Origin of the sequence: Cryobacterium sp. BB736 (assembly GCF_014980265.1) — a bacterium.
Lineage (GTDB): Bacteria > Actinomycetota > Actinomycetes > Actinomycetales > Microbacteriaceae > Terrimesophilobacter.
Genome location: NZ_JABXWQ010000001.1, coordinates 231,812 through 251,816 on the forward strand (window position 1 = coordinate 231,812; position 20,005 = coordinate 251,816).

General features: G+C 66.6%; 20 protein-coding genes and 1 riboswitch. Of the genes, 9 read left to right on the top strand and 11 right to left on the bottom strand.

The window, feature by feature from the left end:
- Window positions 1-81: 81 nt before the first annotated feature.
- Complete coding sequence (locus tag IRG63_RS01060) at window positions 82-870, top strand: CPBP family intramembrane glutamic endopeptidase (RefSeq protein ID WP_193508929.1); 789 nt, start codon at window positions 82-84, stop codon at window positions 868-870.
- A gap of 117 nt (window positions 871-987) precedes the next feature.
- On the opposite strand, the gene gcvP is transcribed toward IRG63_RS01060, so the two are convergent.
- Genes gcvP through gcvT form a run of 3 tightly spaced genes read right to left on the bottom strand, consistent with a single transcriptional unit; the run spans window position 988 to window position 5,398 of the window.
- On the bottom strand, window positions 988-3,882 hold the full coding sequence (gcvP, locus tag IRG63_RS01065) for an aminomethyl-transferring glycine dehydrogenase (protein WP_193508930.1): 2,895 nt from the start codon (window positions 3,880-3,882) through the stop codon (window positions 988-990).
- Window positions 3,882-4,259, bottom strand: coding sequence for a glycine cleavage system protein GcvH (gene gcvH / locus IRG63_RS01070; protein ID WP_193508931.1), 378 nt, complete (start codon window positions 4,257-4,259; stop codon window positions 3,882-3,884). The genes gcvP and gcvH overlap by 1 nt, the downstream gene beginning before the upstream one ends.
- Window positions 4,259-5,398 carry a glycine cleavage system aminomethyltransferase GcvT gene (gene gcvT / locus IRG63_RS01075; RefSeq protein ID WP_193508932.1) on the bottom strand — a complete coding sequence of 380 codons (1,140 nt, stop codon included), beginning with the start codon at window positions 5,396-5,398 and terminating at the stop codon, window positions 4,259-4,261. Before gcvT ends, gcvH begins: the two co-directional genes overlap by 1 nt.
- 142 nt (window positions 5,399-5,540) lie before the next feature.
- Window positions 5,541-5,634, bottom strand: a riboswitch (glycine riboswitch).
- A gap of 186 nt (window positions 5,635-5,820) precedes the next feature.
- On the opposite strand from gcvT, the gene IRG63_RS01080 reads away from it, so the two are divergent.
- Genes IRG63_RS01080 through IRG63_RS01090 form a run of 3 tightly spaced genes read left to right on the top strand, consistent with a single transcriptional unit; the run spans window position 5,821 to window position 8,525 of the window.
- Window positions 5,821-6,591 carry an electron transfer flavoprotein subunit beta/FixA family protein gene (locus tag IRG63_RS01080; RefSeq protein WP_193508933.1) on the top strand — a complete coding sequence of 257 codons (771 nt, stop codon included), beginning with the start codon at window positions 5,821-5,823 and terminating at the stop codon, window positions 6,589-6,591.
- A gap of 14 nt (window positions 6,592-6,605) precedes the next feature.
- On the top strand, window positions 6,606-7,577 hold the full coding sequence (locus IRG63_RS01085) for an electron transfer flavoprotein subunit alpha/FixB family protein (RefSeq protein ID WP_193508934.1): 972 nt from the start codon (window positions 6,606-6,608) through the stop codon (window positions 7,575-7,577).
- 21 nt (window positions 7,578-7,598) lie between these two features.
- On the top strand, window positions 7,599-8,525 hold the full coding sequence (locus tag IRG63_RS01090) for a cytochrome b/b6 domain-containing protein (RefSeq protein ID WP_168628021.1): 927 nt from the start codon (window positions 7,599-7,601) through the stop codon (window positions 8,523-8,525).
- Window positions 8,526-8,679: 154 nt separating this feature from the next.
- Here IRG63_RS01090 and IRG63_RS01095 read toward each other — a convergent pair whose 3' ends face one another.
- The 3 genes from IRG63_RS01095 to IRG63_RS01105 all read right to left on the bottom strand — a co-directional run bounded on the left by IRG63_RS01095 (window position 8,680) and on the right by IRG63_RS01105 (window position 10,510).
- Window positions 8,680-8,994 carry a hypothetical protein gene (locus IRG63_RS01095; RefSeq protein ID WP_193508935.1) on the bottom strand — a complete coding sequence of 105 codons (315 nt, stop codon included), beginning with the start codon at window positions 8,992-8,994 and terminating at the stop codon, window positions 8,680-8,682.
- Complete coding sequence (locus tag IRG63_RS01100) at window positions 8,991-9,854, bottom strand: hypothetical protein (protein ID WP_193508936.1); 864 nt, start codon at window positions 9,852-9,854, stop codon at window positions 8,991-8,993. The genes IRG63_RS01095 and IRG63_RS01100 overlap by 4 nt, the downstream gene beginning before the upstream one ends.
- 158 nt (window positions 9,855-10,012) lie before the next feature.
- Entirely contained in the window at window positions 10,013-10,510 is a 498-nt protein-coding gene (locus IRG63_RS01105; protein ID WP_193508937.1) for a MarR family transcriptional regulator, read from the bottom strand.
- Between the two features lie 39 nt (window positions 10,511-10,549).
- On the opposite strand from IRG63_RS01105, the gene IRG63_RS01110 reads away from it, so the two are divergent.
- A complete protein-coding gene (locus IRG63_RS01110; RefSeq protein WP_193508938.1) occupies window positions 10,550-11,461 on the top strand; it encodes a DMT family transporter in 912 nt (303 codons plus the stop codon).
- A gap of 18 nt (window positions 11,462-11,479) precedes the next feature.
- Here the strand turns inward: IRG63_RS01110 and IRG63_RS01115 are convergent, their stop codons facing one another.
- Together IRG63_RS01115 and IRG63_RS01120 are read right to left on the bottom strand one after the other, a co-directional pair.
- The gene (locus IRG63_RS01115) at window positions 11,480-12,046 is read right to left on the bottom strand and encodes a hypothetical protein (protein WP_370566188.1); all 567 of its coding nucleotides are present in this window, start codon (window positions 12,044-12,046) and stop codon (window positions 11,480-11,482) included.
- Between the two features lie 11 nt (window positions 12,047-12,057).
- Complete coding sequence (locus IRG63_RS01120; RefSeq protein WP_193508940.1) at window positions 12,058-13,206, bottom strand: zinc-dependent alcohol dehydrogenase; 1,149 nt, start codon at window positions 13,204-13,206, stop codon at window positions 12,058-12,060.
- Between the two features lie 172 nt (window positions 13,207-13,378).
- Between IRG63_RS01120 and IRG63_RS01125 the strand changes: the two genes are divergently transcribed.
- On the top strand, window positions 13,379-13,765 hold the full coding sequence (locus tag IRG63_RS01125; RefSeq protein ID WP_193508941.1) for a RidA family protein: 387 nt from the start codon (window positions 13,379-13,381) through the stop codon (window positions 13,763-13,765).
- A gap of 12 nt (window positions 13,766-13,777) precedes the next feature.
- Here IRG63_RS01125 and IRG63_RS01130 read toward each other — a convergent pair whose 3' ends face one another.
- Window positions 13,778-14,791: a PHP domain-containing protein gene (locus IRG63_RS01130; RefSeq protein WP_193508943.1), complete on the bottom strand. Its 1,014-nt coding sequence runs from the start codon at window positions 14,789-14,791 to the stop codon at window positions 13,778-13,780.
- A 138-nt stretch (window positions 14,792-14,929) separates the two neighbouring features.
- Here IRG63_RS01130 and IRG63_RS01135 point away from each other — a divergent pair, with 138 nt between their 5' ends.
- Window positions 14,930-16,120: an MFS transporter gene (locus tag IRG63_RS01135; protein WP_370566147.1), complete on the top strand. Its 1,191-nt coding sequence runs from the start codon at window positions 14,930-14,932 to the stop codon at window positions 16,118-16,120.
- Between the two features lie 3 nt (window positions 16,121-16,123).
- Here IRG63_RS01135 and IRG63_RS01140 read toward each other — a convergent pair whose 3' ends face one another.
- Window positions 16,124-16,639, bottom strand: a complete 516-nt coding sequence (locus tag IRG63_RS01140; RefSeq protein WP_193508945.1) for a DUF664 domain-containing protein — start codon at window positions 16,637-16,639, stop codon at window positions 16,124-16,126.
- 75 nt (window positions 16,640-16,714) lie between these two features.
- Window positions 16,715-18,505 (bottom strand): hypothetical protein, encoded by a 1,791-nt coding sequence (locus IRG63_RS01145; protein ID WP_193508946.1) that lies wholly within the window; start codon window positions 18,503-18,505, stop codon window positions 16,715-16,717.
- Between the two features lie 105 nt (window positions 18,506-18,610).
- Here IRG63_RS01145 and IRG63_RS01150 point away from each other — a divergent pair, with 105 nt between their 5' ends.
- Both IRG63_RS01150 and IRG63_RS01155 read left to right on the top strand, forming a co-directional pair.
- Window positions 18,611-19,714, top strand: a complete 1,104-nt coding sequence (locus IRG63_RS01150) for a hypothetical protein (protein WP_193508948.1) — start codon at window positions 18,611-18,613, stop codon at window positions 19,712-19,714.
- Complete coding sequence (locus IRG63_RS01155; protein ID WP_193508949.1) at window positions 19,705-19,998, top strand: DUF1905 domain-containing protein; 294 nt, start codon at window positions 19,705-19,707, stop codon at window positions 19,996-19,998. The genes IRG63_RS01150 and IRG63_RS01155 overlap by 10 nt, the downstream gene beginning before the upstream one ends.
- The last annotated feature ends 7 nt before the right edge of the window (window positions 19,999-20,005 follow it).

Here is a 20,005-nt window from a genome sequence, read left to right on the forward strand (position 1 = left end):
CTCCGTCCGCAGCATCCCGACGCTAATGTGCGAAAAATTGAGCGGAAACGACGCGCCGTGAGGCCGCGTACCATCATGGGAATGTCCGTCTCATCAGCACAGCCCGCGACCGGCGAATATGGTCAAGCCAACCGTGCCAGGCTGCGCGCGGAAGTGCTCATCGTCCTCGGGTTGTCGCTTGGCGCATCCGCCGTCTACTCGGTGGTCGCGATCGCGAATCGCCTGACGCGCGAGGAGGCGCTGCGCGACCAGACGGCAACACTGAATGCGCCGCTCAGCGAGCGCGAGGTGTTCGACCTCATCTACCAGCTGCTCGGCATTTTCTTCGACCTGGTGCCCGTCGCGCTCGTCGCGTTCCTGCTCTGGCGCTCCAGCCGGCCGCACCTCGGCAGGCTCGGCATCGACTTCACCCGTCCGGGGCGCGACTCGCTCGCCGGACTCGGCCTGGCCCTGGTGATCGGCATCCCGGGAGTCCTGCTCTACCTCGCGGGCCGCGAACTGGGGGTCACTGTGCAGGTTGTCCCGACGGCGCTCGACGAGTACTGGTGGACGGTGCCGGTGCTGCTGCTGTCGGCCGCACGCGCGGGCATCACCGAGGAAGTGATCGCTGTCGGCTACCTGTTCGCGCGGCTGCGTGACCTGGGTTGGAGCACCTGGTCGATCATCATCGGCAGCGCACTGCTGCGCGGGACGTACCACGTGTACCAGGGCTTCGGCGCGTTCATCGGGAACATCGCCATGGGCATCCTGTTCGGCTGGCTGTTTTCGCGGTTCGGGCGGGTGCTGCCGCTCGTGATCGCGCACGTCGTCATCGACGCGGCCATCTTCGTCGGCTACCCGTGGGCGGCCGCGACCTTCGCCTGGCTCTAGTCCCTCCCCTGAGACGACTTAACCCGTCTCAAGGAGACTTGCTGATCCAGGCATCCGGATGCCTATCAGCAGCTTCCGGATGCCCGGATTTCCTTGAGACGGGTTAAGAAAACGGGGCTAGGACAGTTCGGCGAACGCCTCGGGCGGCGGGCACGCGCAGAACAGGTTGCGGTCACCGTAGGCCTGGTCGACGCGACGCACCGGGGGCCAGTACTTGTTCCGCAGCAGCGACCGCACCGGGTAGGCGGCGGTCTCGCGCGAGTACGCGTGATCCCACTCCCCCTCGATGAGGGCGCGCGCGGTGTGTGGCGCGTGCTTCAGCGGGTTGTCGTCGGCGGGCCACTCGCCCGCTCCGACCGCGTCCGCTTCGGCCTTGATCGCGACCATCGCCTCGATGAAGCGTTCGATCTCGCCGAGATCCTCGCTCTCGGTCGGCTCGATCATGAGGGTGCCCGGCACCGGGAATGACATGGTTGGCGCGTGGAATCCGTAGTCGACCAGTCGCTTCGCCACGTCGTCGACGGTCACGCCGGTGCGATCGGTGAGCGGACGGAGGTCCAGGATGCACTCGTGAGCGACCAGCCCGTTCTCGCCCGAGTAGAGCACCGGGAAGTGCTCCCGCAGCCGCACCGCGATGTAGTTGGCGGCGAGCACCGCCGCGCCGGTCGCGTCGCGCAGGCCGTCTGCACCCATCATCCGGATGTACGCCCACGAGATGGGCAGGATGAGCGGGCTGCCGTACGGTGCGGCCGAGACCTGGGCTCCGGCGTGCTCCACGGTGCCGCCGGCGCGTGAGAAGTGCTCTGCACGCTGCGCGAAGGGATGCGACGGCAGGAACGGCGCGAGGTGCGCCTTTGCGGCGACCGGGCCGACGCCGGGGCCGCCGCCACCGTGCGGGATGCAGAAGGTCTTGTGCAGGTTCAGGTGCGAGACGTCGCCACCGAACTCGCCGAACCGCGCGTAGCCGAGCAGTGCGTTGAGGTTCGCGCCGTCGATGTAGACCTGGCCGCCGGCATCGTGCACCGCGTCGCAGATCTCGCGTACATCGTGCTCGTACACGCCATGCGTGGACGGGTAGGTGATCATCAGGGCACCGAGGGACTCGCCGTGCTCGGCGATCTTCGCGCGCAGGTCGCCCAGGTCGACGTTGCCGAGCTCGTCACACGCGACGACCACGACGCGCATGCCCGCGAGCACCGCGCTGGCGGCGTTGGTGCCGTGCGCGCTCTCCGGGATGAGGCAGATGGTGCGCTCGTTGTCGCCGCGTGAGCGGTGGTATCCCCGGATGGCGAGCAGTCCGGCCAGTTCGCCCTGGCTGCCCGCGTTCGGCTGCAGCGAGACGGTGTCGTACCCGGTGACGGCGGCGAGCCAACGCTCGAGCTGGTCGATCAGCGAGAGCGAGCCGGTGACATCCGATTCCGGAGCGAAGGGGTGGAGGTCGCCGAACTCGGGCCAGCTGATGGCCTCCATCTCGGTCGCCGCGTTGAGCTTCATGGTGCACGAGCCGAGCGGGATCATGCCGCGGTCGAGCGCGTAGTCCTTGTCGGCGAGGTACTTGAGGTACCGCATCATGCTCGTCTCGGAGCGGTGGGTGTTGAAGACCGCGTGGGTGAGGTATTCACTCGTCCGCCACAGGTCACGTGGGATCCAGCCGTCGATGTCGTTGCGCGTCGGCGCGTCGCCGTCGGCCAGCCTGCCGCCGAGCACCGCCGCGAGACCGGTGAGGTCCAGGGCCGTGGTGGTCTCGTCGACCGAGATGCTCACGTGGTCGTCGTCCACCTTGTGCAGCAGGAAGCCTGCCTCGTGGGCGTCGCGCACCAGCGCGTCCGCGCCGCGCGCTGTTGTCAGCGTGATCGTGTCGAAGTAGTTGCCGTGCACAACCGTGTGGCCCCCGTCGGCCGCCGCGTCGGCGAGCATCCGGGTCTTCAGGGTGACCTGCTGGGCGATCGTCTTGAGCCCACCCGGGCCGTGGTAGACCGCGTACATCGACGCCATGACGGCGAGAAGCACCTGCGCGGTGCAGATGTTGCTGGTGGCCTTCTCACGACGGATGTGCTGCTCGCGCGCCTGCAGGGTGAGGCGGTAGGCGGGCCGTCCGTCGGCATCCTTGGACACCCCGACGAGCCGGCCGGGCAGCTGGCGCTCCAGCCCGGCGCGCACCGCGAGGTAGCCGGCGTGCGGGCCGCCGAAGCCCATCGGCACGCCGAAGCGCTGGGTGGTGCCAACCGCGACGTCCGCGCCCAGATCGCCGGGGCTCGCGATGAGCGTCATGGCGAGCAGGTCGGCGGCGACGACGGTGAGTGCACCGGCAGCCTTCGCGGTGGCGATGACCGCTGACGGGTCCCAGATCCGGCCGGATGCGCCGGGGTACTGGACGAAGATGCCGAAGTAGTCATCGGGCAGCTCGCCCGCACCGTCGGCGAAGGCAACCTCGACGAGTTCGATGCCGACCGCATCCGCACGCCCCGCGAGCAGTGACTTGGTCTGCGGGAACGTGTCGGCGTCGACTAGGAACACGTTGGAGGTGGACTTCGAGCCGCGACGGGCGAGGAGCATCCCCTCGACGACCGCGGTGCCCTCGTCGAGCATCGAGGCGTTCGCGGTGGCCATGCCGGTGAGCTCGGAGGCCATGGTCTGGAAGTTGATGAGCGCCTCGAGCCGGCCCTGCGAGATCTCCGGCTGGTACGGCGTGTAGGCGGTGTACCAGCTCGGGTTCTCGAGCACGTTGCGCTTGATCACCGCGGGAGTGATGGTGCCGTAGTAGCCCAACCCGAGAAACGAGCGGTTGACTCGGTTGCGTGCGGCCAGGGCGCGCAGTTCCGCGAGCGCCTCACGCTCGGTGGCGGGGGCAGGCAGCGCCGTGTCGGTGTGGTCGGTGCGGATCGAGCCGGGGACCGCCGCGTCGACCAACTCCTCGACCGAGCCGTAGCCGATGGCCTCGAGCATCGTGGCCTGGGCGTCCTCGCCGGTGCCGATGTGCCGTGAGGCGAAAGCGTCGAAGTCTGTGCGCATTACTCTGCGACCAGCGCGCGGTACTCGTCCTCGGTGAGTGTGCCGCTGAGCGTGCTCGGGTCGATGGTGACCTTGATCATCCAGCCCTCGCCGAACGGGTCGTCGTTGACGAGCTGCGGGTTGTCGATGACGGCCTGGTTGGACTCCACGACCGTGCCATCGACCGGCGCGAACAGTTCACCCACCGACTTGGTCGACTCGATCTCGCCGACGACCTTGCCGCCCTCGATGGCGCTGCCAGCTGCGGGCAGGTCGACGTAGACGACATCGCCGAGCTGGTCGGCGGCGTAATCGGTGATGCCGATGGTGACGGTGTCGCCGTCAAGCGCGATCCACTCGTGGTCGCGCGTGTACTTGAGGTCGGCGGTGTTGGCCATCAGTTCTTCTCTCTCTTATAGAACGGCAGTGCGGTGACGGTCGCGGGAATCCTGGTTCCGCGCACGTCGATGGTCAGTTCGGTTCCGATTTCGGTGAGTGCTGGGTCGACCATTGCCATGGCGATCGGATGCCCGAGCGTCGGCGACAGGGCGCCGCTCGTGATCACGCCCACGTCGGTGTCGCCGTCGAACACGGCGTAGCCCGCTCGACCGGCGCGGCGGCCCTCGGTGACGAGCCCGACGAGCACACGGGCGCCATCCGGAAGCCCCGCCTCGATCGCCCCCCGGCCAACGAAGTCGCCCTCTTTGGTGAGTGCCACGACACGCCCGAGGCCGGCCTGCGCGGGCCGGATGTCGCGGCCGAGCTCGTGCCCATAGAGCGGCATGCCGGCTTCCAACCGAAGGGTGTCGCGGCTGGCGAGTCCGGCGGGGGTGAGCCCGAGCGGCTCGCCCGCGGCCAGCAGTGCTTGCCAGAGCCGTACGGCATCCGCCACGTCGACGTAGAGCTCGAACCCGTCCTCGCCGGTGTAGCCGGTGCGGGCGATGAGCACCGAACCGTCACCGAACCATCCGGCGGTGGACCAGTAGTTCTTGACGTCGCGCAGGGCGGGCTGCCCGTCCATGATGCGCAGGCCCTCGGTGGTCTCGAGCACCTCAAGCGCGCGCGGGCCCTGAATGGCGAGGATCGCGACGTCATCGCTGATGTCGCGGACGGTGAGGTTCTTGAAAGCCGCAGCGCGTTCGCTGAACGCGGCGAACGCGGCGTCACGGTTGCCGGCGTTCACCACCACCGCGTACTCGTTGTCGGCGTTGTGGTAGACGATCAGGTCGTCGATGATGCCGCCGCTGGAGTCGAGCAGCAGACTGTATTTGGCCTGCATGAGCCCCGTCGTCGACAGCTTGCCTGCCAGCGCGTAGTCAAGGAAGGCCGCGGCGTCCTCGCCCGTCACGCTGATGTTGCCCATGTGCGAAACGTCGAAGATGCCCGCGGCATTGCGGACGGCGTGATGCTCGGTGAGGTCTGAGCCGTAGCTGACCGGCATCTGCCAGCCGCCGAAATCGGTGAAGCTGGCGCCGGCAGCGACGTGCAGCTCGTGGAGCGGTGACTGCTTGCTGTCTACGGACGGGGTATCGGACACGAGTTCTCCTGGCACTTGTTCGGCGACGAGCCTGTGCGGCTACAAGAACTCCCCCTCTGTCATGGGCCTGAGAGTTTCACCGGCTGTAGCCAGTTTTCACCGTGGGCGGGATGCGCAAAGCGAATCCACTTTCCAGAGTGGCCGTGCCGATGCGGTACATGAGACCTGAGAGATTGGCGGGGAGGCTTGCTCCTTCGGTGTTCGTCGCCTGCGACGAACTCTCCCGCATCGATTGCTGGCCCGATATTCGATTGTCATCGCACAGCCTAGCAACTGAACGCGGGCATCCAACGCACTCAGCGCGACGAGCACACCAGTCATCGGTACACTGGCGCTCGGCGCACGTTCGGTCGCGACCCGGCCCGCGTTGTGCCCGCGCATCGGCGACAAGGCCACCGGCGACAATGCAAAGGAGCAAGCGAGTGAGGATAATCGCGCTGATCAAGCAGGTACCGGATACGGGTGGTGAGCGACGTCTCGACCTGACGACCGGCCTGCTCGACCGGGATGCAAGCGACAAGATCATCGACGAGATCAACGAGCGCGCGCTCGAGGTCGCACTCGCCTACAAGGACGCGAACAAGGGCACCGAGGTCGTCGTGATGACGATGGGCCCGGAGGATGCCACCGGCACCATCCGCAAGGCCCTCTCGATGGGCGCCGATTCTGGCATCCACATCGCGGATGCGTCGCTGGTCGGCTCGGATTCGGCGTGGAGCGCGGAGGTCCTGGCCGCAGCGCTGCAGCGCGAGCAGTTCGACCTCGTGGTCGCCGGCAACGAGTCGACCGACGGCCGCGGCGGGGTCGTGCCGATCATGATCGCCGAGCACCTAGGGCTGCCGGCTCTCGGCTCCCTGGATTCGGTCGAGTTGTCGGAAGGGTCGGTGCGTGGCGAGCGGGCCACGGAGTCCGGTTCGATGACGGTCAGCTCCGCGCTTCCCGCGGTGATCTCGGTGACCGAGCGGGCTGCCGAGCCGCGCTTCCCCAACTTCAAGGGCATCATGACCGCCAAGAAGAAGCCGATCGGAGTGCTGTCGCTGTCCGAATTGGGCCTTTCTGAGGCATCCGGTGGCCGCTCGGTGGTCCTGTCCACCCAGGAGCGACCGGCACGTACCGCCGGCCAAAAGATCGTCGATGACGGAAGCGCCGCCGCACAGCTGGCCGACTTCCTCGCCGCAGAGCGACTGATCTAGAGAGGGACCGAACAATGTCGAACGTACTTGTACTCGCCGAGGTCACCCCGACGGGCGAGCTCAGCGCCACTGTTCCCTCCCTGCTCGCCGCTGCCGCGAAGCTCGGCACCCCGGTCGCAGTCGTCGCCACCGCGCCCGGTGTCGGCAGCGCGCTGACCGAGCAGCTCGGCTCGCTGGGAGCGCAGAAGGTCTACCTGGCAGAGACGGATGCCGCCGGGTCCGTGCTCTCCGGCGTCCCCGCCGACGCCCTAACCTCCGCGGTCGAGGCGCTGCAGCCATCCGCTGTGCTGCTGGCCGGCTCGATCGACGGTCGGGAGGCGGCTGCCCGGCTGGCCGTTCGCACCAACGGCGGACTGGTGCACGACGCGGTCGACGTGCGCGCCGACGGCGACAAGGTGGTTGCCACCCACTCGGTGTTCGGCGGGGCGTACACCGTCGAATCCACCGTCGAGGGCGGGCTCGCGATCGTCACGGTGCGGCACGGCGCGGTCGAAGGGACGGCGGATGCCGCCACCCCGGAGGTCGTGAACGCCGACGTGAGCGTCGACGCGAGCAAGTACGCCGCCATCGACTCGTTCAACAACGTCAAGGCCGAGACCACGCGGCCGGAACTGCTCGGCGCCTCCAAGGTGGTCTCCGGCGGTCGCGGGCTCGGCTCGAAGGAGGCCTTCGACCTGGTGGAGAAGCTGGCCGACTCGCTCGGCGCCGCCGTCGGCGCATCCCGCGCGGCAGTCGACGCGGGCTATGTGCCGCAGAGCTATCAGGTGGGCCAGACCGGCGTCTCGGTGTCGCCGCAGCTGTACATCGCGCTGGGCATCTCCGGCGCGATCCAGCACCGCGCAGGCATGCAGACCGCGAAGACCATCGTCGCGATCAACAAGGACGGGGACGCACCGATCTTCGAGATCGCCGACTTCGGGATCGTCGGCGACATCTTCACGATCGTCCCGCAACTCGTCGAAGCCATCGAGGCGCGCGCCAAGTAGGCGCGGAAAGGGTCTGACTGCATGTCGCCGAAGGTCAAGGACGCTCTTCGCCAGTACTGGCCGCTGGTCTGGCTGGCCCCGTTCGGCATCATCATGGTCGCAGCGGTCGTGCTGATCGCCATCACCATCCGCGAGACGCCGCTGGTGCAGGACTTCATGACCACCTACCCCGGCCACACCGAGCTGCCGGAGTCGGCGCCGGTCGGGTTCCCTGCCTGGCTGGGCTGGGCCCACTTCCTGAACGCGCTCATGCTGCTGCTGATCATCCGTTCCGGATGGATGGTTCGCACCGTGCAGCGGCCGGATGCGTACTGGACTCGCAACCCGGCGATCCCATTCCGCACCAGGAACTCGCCGAAGAAGATCAGCCTTGACCTGTGGTTCCACCTCTCGATCGACGTGCTGTGGGTGATCAATGGCGTGGTGTTCTTCGTGCTGCTGTTCCTCACCGGCCAGTGGATGCGGATCGTGCCCACGAGCTGGGAGGTGTTCCCGAATGCGCTGTCGACGGCGATTCAGTACGCCTCACTGTCGTGGCCGACGGACAACGGCTGGGTGAACTACAACAGCCTGCAGGTGCTGGCCTATTTCGTGACGGTGTTCATCGCGACGCCGCTCGCGGTCATTACCGGGCTGCGGATGTCGCCGCTGTGGCCGCGTGACGCCGACCGGTTGAACAAGGCGTACCCGATCGAGTGGGCGCGAGCCATCCACTTCCCGGTGATGCTCTACTTCGTGCTGTTCATCATCGTGCACGTCGCGCTGGTGTTCGCGACCGGCATCCTGCGGAACCTGAACCACATGTACGCCATGCGCGACGACGAGTCGTGGTGGGGGCTGTGGATCTTCGCCGCGAGCGTCGTGGTGATGATCGGTGCGTGGCTCGCCGCGAGGCCCATCATCCTGCGGCCGATCGCGCAGCTCACCGGCAAGGTGACGAAGAACTAGCCGCTGGTCGGGGGTACGCCCCCATTCGGTGCTCGAGCTTGTCGAGACCCTCGCGCGCGGGTGTCTTGTGCTCGCGCGGGTGCATCTTCCACCCGCGGGTCGAATTCGACCCGCGTGAGGAAGTTTGACCCGCGCGAGCGACCCCCGCGGTGCGTCAGTCGGCTTCGGAGCGTTCCTTCTCTGCGCGCACCCGCCACTCGTCCAGGGTGCCGTCCTCGATGGCGGCTCGCGCAGCATCCACCTCGGCCGGAGTAACCAGCCCTTCGGCCACTGCCGCTGTGATGTCCGCCGTGGACAGCAGCACCGCCGCGAGGACTACACCTTCGGCGGTGAGGGCATCCGGAGCTTTGACGACTGCCTCCGACTCCGGCTCAGCGGGCGCGGTCGTGCAGCCGGCGAGGAGACCGGCAACGACGAAACCGGTCAGGACCGCGCTGAACAGTCCTGACCGGTTGCGCCGACGGGTCACTTGTTGGGGCCGCCCTTGCCGTTGTTGCCCTTGTTGCCGTTGTTGCCCTTGCCGTTATTGCCGTTGTTGCCCTTGGCGGGCTTGTCCGATTTGGCAGGCTTGCCGGGCTTGTCCGACTTGTCGTTGCCCTTGCCGTTGTTGCCGCGCGGCTCCACCGACGAGGTCTCCTGGATGGTGACGAGCGCTTCTTCAGTGGCTTCCTCGACGTCGCCCTCAACAGCGTCGTCCTGGATCACGATGCCGGTCTTCTTCTCAAGGTGAGCGGCCGCGCGGTCGAGGCGGGCCTTCGCAATCGACTCGTGGTGCGCGAGCTTGGCCTCAGCCTTGGCGAGCTCCTCCTCAGTCATATTCTCGGCGTCGGCAAGGAGTCGCGCCTCGTGTCTGGCTTGGAACGCGGCGATGTTGTTGACCTGCATCGCGTAACGGAACTCGTGGGCGCACAGGTTCGCGCCACCCTCGGCTGCGTCACGGCACTCGGTGAATGCAGCGTGAGCTTCCTCGTGGCCGGTGCGCCACGCTTCCTTGATCTCGTCCCAGACGTTCTTCTGCTCTTCGAGCTCTTCATCGAGCACGCCGTCAACTTCGTCTTCGGGAAGCGTTCCCGGCTCATCGACTTCGCCCTCGGCGATGTCCTCGACCGCGACAGAGATGAGGCCGGCATCCAATGCCTGCTGGACTGCCGCGGCGATCGCGGCCGCGAACGACGGGTCCTCGATGGTAAGGCCGAGGTTCTCCAATGCCGCCTCGGCGATCCAGCTGGAGACCTCTTCAGGAGTCGCCGCCTGTGCTGCGGATGCGATGCCGAACGAGCCAGCGACGAGCGAGCCGATTGCGGCAAGGCCGATGAGTTTGCGCTTCAAGTTTTCCCCCCAGAGTTGAACGCTTCAGGTGGACTGTAGCACCTGTGAATCGCCTGTGTACACCATGTTCGTCTACCCCCGGCTTGGGGCCCCGACCGCCGAATCCGCCCCTCGCGCGGGTGCATCTTCCACGCGCTGGTCGAATTCGACCCGCGCGCTCAGTCCTCGTATTCAGCCAGCCACTTGATGAGGAGCGCCTGCAGCTGCTCACGCTCTGCCGCACTGAGTGGTTCAATCAGCCTCTGCTCGTTGTCCACGTGTGCGGTGAAGGCGCGATCGATCAGCTCGCGCCCGGCATCCGTCAGCGCCACGACCCGCGCGCGCCCGTCGGCCTCACTGCGCCGCCGAGTGACCAGCCCGGCTTCGACGAGCCGATCGATGCGCTTCGTCATCGCGCCGGTCGTCACCATGGTGTGGTCAGCGAGTTCCCCCGGCGCCAGCTCGAACGGCGGGCCCGAGCGCCGCAGCGTTGCCAGCACATCGAAGTCGCCTTCGCCGAGCCCGAAATCCCGATACACCGCAACAAGCTCCTCGGTGAGGAAGTTGCCGAGCCGGTGCAACCGCCCGATGACGCCCTGCGGACTCACGTCCAGGTCGGGCCGCTCCACCGCCCAGGCCTGTTGAATCCGGGCGACGTGATCGGTCATTTCAGCCATGACTGGATTATATCTTCCAAGGAAGTTATTATATCTTCCATGGAAGGTAATGCGCGCTGGCTCCTCATCACCGCGATCGCTCCCATTGCGTGGGGCGCAAGCTACTGGGTGACGGCGGCGTTCCTCCCGCCCGACTACCCGCTGTGGGCCGCGGTCATCCGGGCGCTTCCCGGCGGGATCGTCGTCTGGCTGCTCTCGCGGAAGCTGCCAACCGGGTCCTGGTGGTGGAAGTCGGCGGTGCTCGGCATCCTCAACGTCGGCGCGTTCTTCGTGCTCGTCTACGTCGCGGCGCAACTGCTGCCGTCCAGTATCGCCACCACGCTGATGGCGACCTCCCCGGCCGTGATGATGTTCCTCGCCTGGCCGCTGCTCGCCGAACGCCCCAAGCTGCTGCCCCTCGTCGGCGCAATCCTCGGCTTCGTCGGCGTCTGCGCCACGCTGCTCACCGGCACCGAGCAGGTGAACCTTCTCGGCGCGGCGGCAGCACTGACCGCAATGATGATGTCGTCTGTCGGCTACATCCTCACCAAGAAGTGGGGAACGGATGTTGACGTGTACTCCCAGTCCTCGTGGCAGTTGATCGCGGGTGGGCTCTTCGTGATTCCCTTCGCATTCGCGCTCGAGGGCGCCCCGCCTGCCCTCGGCGGCACCGAGTTGCTCGCGTTCGGCTTCCTGTCATTCATTGCGACCGGGCTGGCCTACGTGGCGTGGTTCACCGGACTGAAGCACCTCAGCGCCGGCGCGGTCGGACTGGTCGGACTGCTCAACCCGGTCGCGGGAGTCCTCCTGGGCGTGCTCGTCGCGTCAGAATCGCTCAGCCTGCTGCAGGGTGCGGGGATCGCGATCGTGCTCGCCGGGATCCTCATCGGGCAGCCGATCGTCGCCCGGGCGCTGCAGCGTCGGAAGACGGCGTCCCGCGAGCTCGAATTGACGACGTCGAGCGCACGCTAGCCGACCGCCGACGACGAGTCAGCGGAGCGCCCGGACGACCGTTCTCCCGAGCGCAAACACGAGCCCGCCAGCCATCAGCCAGGGCCCGACGACCAGAACCGGATCCAGCCACACGTGCTTCACGTCCGCCCGCCCCCGCCCGAAGCGCGACCGAAGCCCGTCGTGCGAGAGCTCGCTGACCACCCCCGACTGTGTGATCGGCTCATCCGGTCGGCGGGTTGCCAACGACGCCACGTGACTCTCCACGGCATCCACTCGGTCTCCGAGAATCAGCAGCAGCCAATGCGCGGCGCGACCCTCGCTGTAGCGCGCGTAGGCCAGCCTCCGGATGCCTCCCGACAGGCCCTTGAGCGGGACGGTGGTGCCGAACACCGGAGGTAGGAAGCGGTGCTCGACCGAGCGCTCCCGCCGGGCCTTCTCCGGTTGCCGGTCGGGGAACTCCCAGTGCGCGCCGGTGGTCAGCGACTGCTCCCGCGGCACGGCCGGGCGGTCTTTCCGGTCGAGGTCGGCGCCCCATCCGGGGATGCGCGCACGCAGCTCCTCCTCCGACGCGATCTGCTGCGGTGCTTCTTTCGTGTACGGAATCATGGGAGCTCCTAGGCGGCTTCCGGGACGATGACCGGCTTGATGCAGTCATCGAGTTTCGACGAGAAGATGTGGTAACCCTCCGAGATGTGCTCGAGCGGGATGCGATGGGTGACGAGGTCGCTCGGCTTCAGGTACCCGTTCTGAACATGCTCGAGCAGCCGCGGCCACTGACGTTTGACCGGGGTCTGGTTCATCCGGAGCGTCAACCCCTTGTTCATCGCGTCGCCGAACTTCACCGCGCTGAACATGGGGCCGTACGCGCCGACGACCGACACCGTCCCGCCCTTCCGCACGGAGTCGATGGCCCAGTTGAGAGCGACCGGAGAGCCGCCCTGCAGCTTGAGCTTGGCCGCGGTGATGTGCTGCAGCAGGTTGCCGTCAGCCTCGGCGCCCACCGCGTCGATCGCGACGTCGGCGCCGAGGTAGTCGGTGATCTTCTTGAGGTGCACGACCACATCGTCGTGCTCATTGAAGTTGTAGGTCTCGGCGAAGGCGAAGTCGCGCGCCTTTTGCAGCCTGTAGTCGAGGTGGTCGATGACGATCACCCGGCCGGCGCCCAGGAACCAGGCGCTGCGAGCCGCGAACAGCCCGACGGGACCGGCTCCGAATACGACCACGGTGTCGCCCTGTTCGATGTCACCGAGCTGGGCGCCGAAGTATCCGGTGGGCAGTGCGTCGGTCATCATCAGCGCGTCTTCGTCGCTCAGCCACTCCGGGATGACCATCGGCCCGACATCCGCGAACGGGACCCGGACGAACTGAGACTGCCCGCCGTCATATCCGCCACAGGTGTGCGAGTAGCCGTAGATGCCCCCCACGGCGGTCGCGTTCGGGTTCACGTTGTGGCAGTTGGAGTACAGGCCGCGGGAGCAGAAGTAGCACGACCCGCAGTAGACATTGAACGGCACCATCACCCGGTCGCCGACCTTGAGATTCTGCACCGAGCCGCCGATCTCCTCGACGACGCCGATGAACTCGTGCCCGAACGTGGAGCCGACCCGCGTATCCGGCATCATGCCGTGGTACAGGTGAAGGTCGGAGCCGCAGATCGCCGCGAGGGCGACACTCACGATCGCGTCATTCGGATGCTCGATCGCCGGTACCTCTTTGTCTTCGACTCGCACCTTGTACGGTCCGCGGTACACCATTGCGCGCATGAGAGCCTCCGGGTTGGCCGATCCCGGCCAGCGTCACACGGCACCCGCGCGCACGGTCGAAATCTCGTGAAGCTCCCCCGTACCTCTCAGCCTGCGCTCACGGCCGGTTGCCGAAGGGATGACCGAGAATGCGCGGACCGGATGCCCAGCACTCACGCGAGGGGACAACGCTATGACCATCACGCACATCAACCCCGCGGCACTGCACTCCAACCCGGCGTTCTCGAACGGGATCCTGGTCAGCGGCGGCGGCAACCTCCTCTTCGTCGGCGGCCAGAACGGAACGGATGCGTCCGGCGCGATCACCGGAGACGTCGCCGAGCAGTCGGCTCAAGCGACCCGGAATGTGCTCCAAGTGGTGAGCGAGGCAGGCGGCACGGTCGAGAGCATCGTGAAGCTCACCATCTATCTCGTCACCGGGTCGGACCTGCAGGCGGCGTACACCGCGGCAATCGAGGTGTGGGGTTCCCACCCGACCACGTTGAGCATGCTGCAGGTCGCCGGCCTCGGGCGGCCGGAGGCCCTCATCGAGCTCGACGCGGTGGCCGTGATCGGCTGACAAACAGACGGGTCAGCGCGCCTGTGCCCACTCCAGCAGCCGCTCGCGCGGCCAGGTGGTGATGATGCGCTCCGGCGGGATGCCCCGCGCCGCCGCGCGCTCCGCACCATAGTCGAGGAAGGCCAGCTGCCCGGGCGCGTGCGCATCGCTGTCGATGCTGAACAGGCATCCGGCTTCCAGCGCCAGGTCGATCAGCTCATCCGGCGGGTCCTGCCGCTCCGGCCGGGAGTTGATCTCGACCGCGACGTTGTTCTCCGCGCACGCCGCGAACACACGCTCGGCGTCGAACTCCGATTGCGGCCGGGTGCCGCGCGAACCCATCACCAGGCGCCCTGTGCAGTGCCCGAGTACGTTGGTGTGCGGATCCCGGATGCCGCCGAGCATCCGTTCCGTCATCGTCGCCTTATCCGCACGCAGCTTGGAGTGCACGCTCGCCACGACGATGTCGAGCCGGTCGAGCATGTCCGGGGTCTGGTCGAGCTCTCCGCTCTCCAGGATGTCGACCTCTATCCCCTTCAGCAGCGTGAAGCCGTCATCGCCGGCGTTGATACCGTCGACGATGCCGAGCTGTTCAGTCAGCCGCTCCGCGCTCAGCCCGTTCGCGATCGTGAGGTTGGGCGAGTGGTCGGTGAGCGCGATGTACTCCCGGCCGAGCGCCTTCGCAGCCGCGACCATGAGCTCGATCGCGGCGTACCCGTCTGACCACTCGCTGTGCGTGTGCAGGTCCCCCCGAAGCGCTGCCCGGAGCTCGCCGCCGCCCTCGGTGAGCGGCCGCGCTCGTTGACGCAGGTCCTCGAGATAATCCGGCACCTGCCCCTCGAGCGCCTGCCCGATCACCTCGAACGTGCGGTCGCCGATGCCCTTCATTCGCTTGAGCCGACCATCGTGCAGGCGGTCAGTGAGCTCGTCAGTGTCGAACTCGCCGATCGCCTTCGCCGCACGCCGAAACGCCTGGATCTTGAACGACGGCGCGAGGTCGCGCTCCAGCCAGAAGGCGATCTCATCGAGCGCGGCAACCGGATCCATGTGTCCATCATGCGACGGATGCCCGACGAGCGTACGAGAAATGCTCCCGTCAACCGGCGAAAGGCCTCCCGTATAGTTGCGAGGTCAGCACTAGAACGACGGTGTTCCTCAGCGGCGAGACAGCGAGAGGGGCACAGCGTGGAGAGCGGCAACCAGAGACTTTGGAGCGGCCGCTTCCTGCTCGCAATCGCAACCAACTTCTTCGTCGCGATGGTCTTCTACCTGCCGATGACGACCATGGCGCTCTATGCGGTCGAGCGTTTCAACGCATCCGACAGCCTCGCCGGCCTTGCCTCGAGCGCGTTCATCATCGGCGCTGTCATCGCTCGAGTCTTCGCAGGGAAGCTGCTCGATCTTGTCGGTCGGCGCCGGATGCTCCTGGCGGCGCTCCTCGTGTACTCGGTGGTGGCGCTCTTCTACGCGCCGACAGGCGATCTCACAGTGCTGATCGTCATTCGCGTCGTCCACGGCATTGCATTCGGCACCGCTGCGACTGTGCTCGCGGCATCCGTGATCAGCCTGATCCCGTTCACGCGCCGCGGAGAAGGCGTGGGCTACTTCGGCTTGTCGGCGACCCTGGGGACAGCGATCGGCCCGTTCGCCGCGGTGGTGCTCGTGAACGCGTTCGGCTACGAGTGGCTGTTCGCATTCACCACCGGATGCGCGGTCGTTGCGCTGCTGCTTGGGCTGTTCCTGCGTCTGCCGGAGCGCATCCCATCCGACGACGAGCGCGCCAACCGCTGGCGAATGCGCTGGAGCGACGTGCTCGACCCGTGGGCGTTGCCTATCTCCCTGGTGATGCTGCTCGGCGGAATCGCGATCTCGGGTGTTCTGGCGTTCCTGAACTCTTACGCGCACGCGAAGGACTTGGTCGAAGCGGCGAGCCTGTTCTTCCTGGTCTACGCGGGAGGCGTCGTCGTGTCCCGCCTCATTGTCGGGCGGATGCAGGACCGGTACGGCGACAACGTCGTGATCTACCCGACGCTCGCGCTGTTCGCCGCCGGGCTGGTCGTGATCGGGATGGCGCCGGACGGCATCGTGCTGATGCTCGGTGGCGCGCTGCTCGGACTGGGGTTCGGCGGGCTGCTGCCCTCCGGGCAGGTGATCGCGGTCAGTCTTGCCCCTGATCATCGGGTCGGCACCGCAACCGCGACCTATTTCCTGATGCTCGACCTAGGCAGCGGATTCGGCCCGATAGTGCTCGGTCTGCTCATTCCGCATACCGGATATCACGGCATGTACGGACTGCTTGCCGGGGTCGTGGTCGTGGCGATGGCCCTGTATCACTTCGCGCACGGGCACAAGCGCCGCGGCGAAGCGCTCGCCTGAGCTTCAGCGTCGGCGTTCGACGATGCCGCGCACGAACGCGGCCTGCCCGGCGTGCTGGAGGTCGTCGGCGATCACGCTGACGAGTCGCACGGCAAGGGTGACTGGCGGGTCCCAGGAGGTGTCAACGATCCGGTCGAAGTCGGCGTCGTCGAGCGTGCCGACGTACTCGACGGTGCGCGCGTGGACGGCGTCGTGGTAGCCGAGCAGCTGCTCAGCGGTGACGCCGGCGAGCGCCGCGACGTCGGCCGAGCGGTGCCCGTAGCCGGTTGAGGCGACGTTGAAGGGCAGGCCGAATCGGTCCGCCCAGCCCGCGGACGTCCACAGCTGCTCGCTCCCGGCGACGCCAGCGACGTGGTCGTCTTGAATGCGGGTGAGGTGCCAGACCAGCCACCCGATCGAGTTCGCGTCAGGGTCGAGGCGGTGCGCAAGCTGGTCAGCACCAAGCCCGGACACCGCGTGATGGACGGAGTCGCGGACCCGGCCGAAAGCATCCGTCAACACGTTTGTTGCGATCGACATGGCTCAACTGTGGATCAGCCACCCGCGAGATTGCTGACGCGACTTGATGGGGACGCTCGCTGGGCGTTCGTGGCATCACGCGCTTGTGACGCCGTGCCGTTCGAGTGCACGCCGAGCCGCATCCCGTACAGCGCTCGGGCGAGCGCGGGCGATGCTATTCAGCGCAGGGAGGAACTGGGGCAATGGTGTTGGCGAAGTTTCGATGAGGCTTATGGCCATGTGAACCGCTTCGTGCCTCGAAAATCCTCCACCGTGCGCTGCTATGGCCAAGACCCCATCCAGAGCGTCCGGATGCGCCTCGAGCATGGGCCACATGGCTTCGGCGCGGACCACGGCGAAGGGCTTGGATGAAAGGTCTCCGAAGGTAGCGAAAAGGACGGACCTTGCAACTTCGTCGTTTGTCAGCCCCAGGGCTGGCGCGAAGTTGACTATGTCGGCGGCCGTCACACTCTGCAGCGGACACAGCCTCCGGAGTGAATTCCACCGGATACCTTCCCGACTGGTCACGAGGCGGATGGTCTGGGCGACCGTCAGCTCCGTCAAACGACCGATCAGGGTGTCATCCAGGACCATGCTCATCGGTGCCGGGACCGTGCTTCCGCCTTCTAGCGCGCGAAGCAGGCCAGGAAGGTCGGCGAGCAGATCGTCACAATGCGACGCGATGAGTTCTTCACGCGCAACCATTCGCGGGGTCCACCCGTATTGTTCGGGCGCGGTCCTCTTCTTCCGAGCTGTGCCCAGCGCACGAGCGCGACGATTCTCGAGCGCGAGACGAAGAGCGTCTGCCATAGTCGCGGAGACTGGCCCGTCCAGGATCGGTCTTGCTGGCTCTGGTTCTCGGTGTACCGCTGCGAGCGGCGCGAAACTGACAGCAGCCATACGAGCGATGGCGGCGTCGAGAACCCGGATTCGAGCGCTCCCGCGGGTGGCCGCCCGAACGGCCGCAAGCGCTTGGGCGGCAGCAATGCTGTCAGGTAATTGCTCGACGATAGCGATGACCCGAGGCAGGTGGCGGGTGTTGCAGGTGCGGAGCACTTCCCGCACCGTGTCGGAATACGCCTCGAAGGGGGTGGCGTGCAGCACCGCCATGACGCGTTGGCGCAGCCACGACGATTCAGTGTCGACTGTTGTGTGCACCAGGAATGGTGCCGCCACTCGCGCGAACTGCGTGCTTCGCTCTGCCCACTCAACGACATGGTCAGCATGCCATGGCGGCAGGATATCGAGCAGCCCACGCACTAGTTCCTGGTGCTCACGGAGCATTGCGGCCGCGCCCTCTAGGTTGACCGCTTCCCTGCTGTTGAACAGTTGGAAGTTGCCAAAATCGAGAAGCAACATCAGAGTCATGTCGCGGGCGTCATCGCCACTCAGCCCTTCCTCCTCGAGTAACCAATGGAGTTGGGCGACGGACATATGGAGGCGTTCTTTGGGCCCACGGTTCACCTGACCGGCGTCGTCGAGCAGCGCGCGGACGCTCCTCGGCAATTCAGGAACCCGGTCTGCACAAGGATTGTCCGATCGCACCTCCGCAAGGACTCGCGAATAGCGAAGGAGGTAGTGCTGGTCTCGTTGCTCGAGAGTCGCGAGCGCCGCGTGCAGGTTCCGGCGCGCCAGAAACAATTCGATCGTTCCCCAGCCAGCGCGCACAGCCGCTATCGACTGTTCAACGGCGTTATCCGAGGTTCCCCAGCCGTGCTCCGGCAACAGTTTCTGAAGCGCTGCTCGATCGCGCGCGCCAATGACAGGTACCCAATCGATCGGCTCCCGGCCAGACAGGTAACGGAGGACAGCGTGCTCGATCTTGGGTGAGCGAACGCGAAAGATGCCAAAGACATCCGCGAACAGTTGCTGCAGGGTCCTGGTCACTCGTTTCCCCAAGAGCTACGCCATCGTGTCCGTATGAATTTGATCACTGTATCGGCCATGAAGAGTTGTGCTCGACTATTCGGTGTCTGAGCCTATGCTCGTCGCATGCAGCCTCTCGCGTCCATCGCGGACGGACCTCGCGGCCGCCGGTTCCTCATGTCACTGCTCGCGGAGCGAGACGAGCAACTCGCGAGCGAAGTCATGCGGGAGGCAATTGCCGCAGACAGTTCAACCGGCTCGGCTCACGTCGTCTTTTCCAAGGTCGATGAAAGTGATCCAGGAATCGACCGTTCTCCGGTGACGCCGGTGTCACTGGCGCAGCGCATCCGCGACCAGGATGCCGACATTGCAGGGGCCGACTTGCTGGCGGCATTGGCCGAAGCAACCCGGACGGCCATGTATTGGCAAGAGGAGGATGGAGAGGATCAGGTTCTCGCCCGGCCAGATATCGCTGATGCCTTGGCCGGTTTCGCGCGTGCGCTCGAGCCGGCACTGAGCGCGACCTGGCTCGTCGAACCACTCGACGCTCCGGCTCAGTTCTTCGTGCAGTGGCTTGGCAAGCACCCGACATCCGAACTTGAAATGTCGGGGGCAGATGCGAAACTCCGCGCATGGAAGAGCGGAACCGTGGCCGGCGAGAGGCGCGCGGATGCTGAGTGGCCGAAGTCCCCCGGAGCACCGTGGACCGGCGAGTGGTGGTCGACACCCGCCTTGACCGAGCTTCCCATCACCACTCGCGCCCTCCCGCAGACGGGACCCGTGAGACTGCAGCTGATCGAGGACACGCTGGGATGGACGGAGGCGCTGGCAGCGCCGGTTCGGGCAGGCGAGGGCATCCGGGTCTACGAGCTGTCGGCACCGGATGCGTGGATTCGCCTCGTCGAGCGGTATGCGCTGCGCGTCACCAACTCGCGCCGGCACGACTGGTGGCGTGTGACCGGGATCGAGTCGGAGTGGTTCATCCCCGATTGGGAGGCGGTCGCGGCGGACTTCGACGCGGTGCACCTCTCGGCTACCGGATACTTGGCGACTGCCGGGCGAGCGCTGCCGGTTAACGGCGGGCATACTGTGCTTGCAGGCTGGGGCCCGGACGAGGCCTACTGGCTCACCGACGCGCTCGTGGAAGCGGGACAGCCCGTCGAATGGCACGCGAGCCTGGACGGCGCCTTGTGGTGGCCGCGCGAAGCGGAGAAGAAGCCGTGGACCTGAGCTTCACCGGCGAGATCTGGTACTGGCGCGGGCCGGCCCCGTTCTACTTCGTGACGGTCCCGGACGATGCCGCTGAGGACATCCACGAGGTCGCGGGCCTGGTCACGTACGGCTGGGGCATGATCCCGGCCATCGTCACTATCGGCGCAACCAGTTGGTACACGGCGCTGTGGCCGAAAGACGGCGGCTACATCGTGCCGCTCAAGGCCGACGTGCGTCGCGCTGAGGACATCGACGTCGACGACATTGTCGAGGTCGGGCTGTCGATCGACGACCAGGGGTAACCTCACC